The organism is Vibrio sp. 10N.222.55.C6, assembly GCF_041473395.1.
GTDB classification, from domain to species: domain Bacteria; phylum Pseudomonadota; class Gammaproteobacteria; order Enterobacterales; family Vibrionaceae; genus Vibrio; species Vibrio crassostreae_C.
The window spans coordinates 1-2,409 of record NZ_JBFRSD010000157.1 but is presented as its reverse complement, the minus strand read 5'-3'; the positions used below and the strand labels follow the sequence as shown (position 1 = coordinate 2,409).

General features: G+C 44.7%; 3 protein-coding genes and 1 pseudogene. All 4 read left to right on the top strand.

Annotated features, from left to right (window positions below; all coding sequences use genetic code 11):
• Nucleotides 1–252 (top strand): annotated as a pseudogene (locus AB4486_RS23025) (TlpA family protein disulfide reductase); the annotation flags it as partial.
• A 102-nt stretch (nt 253–354) separates the two neighbouring features.
• Complete coding sequence (locus AB4486_RS23020) at nt 355–1,470, top strand: hypothetical protein (RefSeq protein ID WP_017068475.1); 1,116 nt, start codon at nt 355–357, stop codon at nt 1,468–1,470.
• Complete coding sequence (locus AB4486_RS23015; protein WP_017068476.1) at nt 1,467–1,796, top strand: hypothetical protein; 330 nt, start codon at nt 1,467–1,469, stop codon at nt 1,794–1,796. Before AB4486_RS23020 ends, AB4486_RS23015 begins: the two co-directional genes overlap by 4 nt.
• A gap of 25 nt (nt 1,797–1,821) precedes the next feature.
• Nucleotides 1,822–2,409 (top strand): cytochrome c peroxidase (locus AB4486_RS23010; protein ID WP_372118828.1); only part of this gene is annotated, 588 nt, incomplete at its 3' end.

Below are 2,409 nucleotides of genomic sequence, written 5' to 3'. Positions count from 1 at the left end.
CTTAGTCAACAAGGTGTGAGTGTAGCAGGTATAAACTTTGACCAAGATAGCGATCAGTACACGCAAAAAGTCATCAAAAATCTGGGCATTGAGTACCCAGTGTACAAACAAGGTAAGCACGATACACGACTACCTCCTGTATTGCCAACCACATACATAATGTCTCAGGGACAAGTCGTTCAGGCCCTTTACGGTGCACAGAGTTATACCGATATTATGCACGCGCTAAAATTTCGCGATAAGAGGCTCTAGACTATGAAGAAATTTCTACTTAGCCTTGCCTGTATATTACCTAATACCAGCTTTGCCACAGAGGTTAGTCTAGTTGCTACGCCAGCTGAAGAGGGAGCGGCTATGTCTCGTCTATACTCGAACGGCCAACAAACTGTGTTGTCTTGGGTCGAGGTTGAAGGTTCTGTCGCGACTTTAAAATACTCTCTACTTGAAGGAAATGAATGGAATGTGCCGACAACGGTTTTGAGTGGCAGTAACTGGTTCAATAATTGGGCGGATTACCCAAGTGTACTTGTTGATGGGGATAAAGTTCGCGCTCACTGGTTGGAGAAAACCAACTCAGGTAAATACGATTATCGAGTTCGTGTCACTTATTCAGAAGATAGTGGGGAAAGCTGGGCCCAGCCTTTTACCCCGCACCGTGACGGTGTAGATGCCGAACATGGCTTCGTTTCTATGCAGCAAAGCGGCTTAGAGACGTTCATTACGTGGTTAGACGGTCGTAACACCAAATCACCAACTGAACATGGCGATGATCAGCGTAACCATCATGGACATAGCGGAGCAATGACACTGAGAGCTGCTATGTTCAAAGGTGGAAAAATAAACCAAGAATGGTTGGTGGATGAACGCGTTTGCGATTGTTGTACTACAGCTGCGGCGACAACGGAAGAAGGGATCATTGTCGCTTATCGAGATCGCAGTGATGACGAAATCCGAGATATCCGTGTTCAACGCCTAGTCGGCGGGAAGTGGTTGCACTCAGAAAGTGTCCCTAAAGATAGTTGGAGCATAGCCGGGTGTCCTGTCAATGGACCCTCGCTCGCAGCATCGGGCAAGAATGTAGCATTGGTGTGGTTTACTGCGCCTAATGAACAGCCGCAAGTTAAGCTCGCGGTGTCTCTGGACAATGGCAAAACGTTTGGAAAAAGTATCACAGTATCTGAACAAACGATTGGCCGTGTCGATACCGTACTACATGATGGTCATGTGATTGTTAGTTACTTAGCGGTAAACGGTGGTAAAGCTGAACTTAAAGTAGACCGATACCATTTGGATGGCAATCGCATAGATTCCGACACCCTTGATATACTCAGTCTAGATCGGAAAACAGGTTTTCCTAGCCTTGGTATTCACGATGGCCAAGTCATAGTGTCGTGGAACAAAGATACTGTCTATACCGCGCAATTGGATTACTCTCGCGGAGCTCAAAATAGGGTGAGACTGAAACCATGAATATGCTTGTTATCGTGCTGTCTATAGGGGCTATGTGCTTGTTTTACTCTTTTGACGTGTTTGCTAAAAACGAAGCACAAAGTATGGCTACCAATACTATATACGCCTTTAAATTTGAAAAGCCCGATACCGACTGTGAGAACCTAAAAGTTTCTGGTTATATGTTGGGTCACAATCACGGTCTACCCACTAACCCAGTGGTTAGTGGCACGGGCGAACAGCAATGTGTAGTGAAGGGTTTAATGTTTAATATGCCAGGGAAATGGAAAATACAGATTAGTCGAGACAATGAAACGGTTCGTATTCTGTCTTTTGATGTTCGTTAGTTCCGCACTTGTTATTGGTACATGGTTGAGCTCCTCTCCTGAAGTCATTTCAGAGCCTATTACACCCTACGAGGAAACGTTGCTAAAGCGAACGATGCTAGATGTTCATTATCGTGCCGAGAGGAAAGAGGGGCTTTCATTGCAAGCCAAACTTGGTGAACGGTTGTTTCATGACCTAGGTCTGAGCAGGGGTAAAGATATAAGTTGTGCATCTTGTCATGTGCCTGAACACAATTTTCAGGATGTGGATAACCTATCAGAACAAGTTAACGGGTCGCCAATCCGTGCATTGAGCCTTCGCGGAGTTGCTGAGCAAGACTGGTATTTTTGGGATGGAAGAGCTGATTCGTTATGGGCTCAGGCTTTAGAAGCAATAACAAAAGACCATGATTTATCCACTCTAGAGGCGGTTAAATATGTTTGTGATACATACGGGCAACAATACGCCTCAGTGCTAACTCAATGTGGGCAAAGTGAATACTCAGAGCAACAAGCAGTTGAAGTGGGGAAAGTAATTGAATCCTATGTCTCTACAATAAATCACTATTGGACTCGTTTTGATGAGTATGTTTATAGACATTTGATTAAGGTGGAACAAAATAGTGATGTGCTT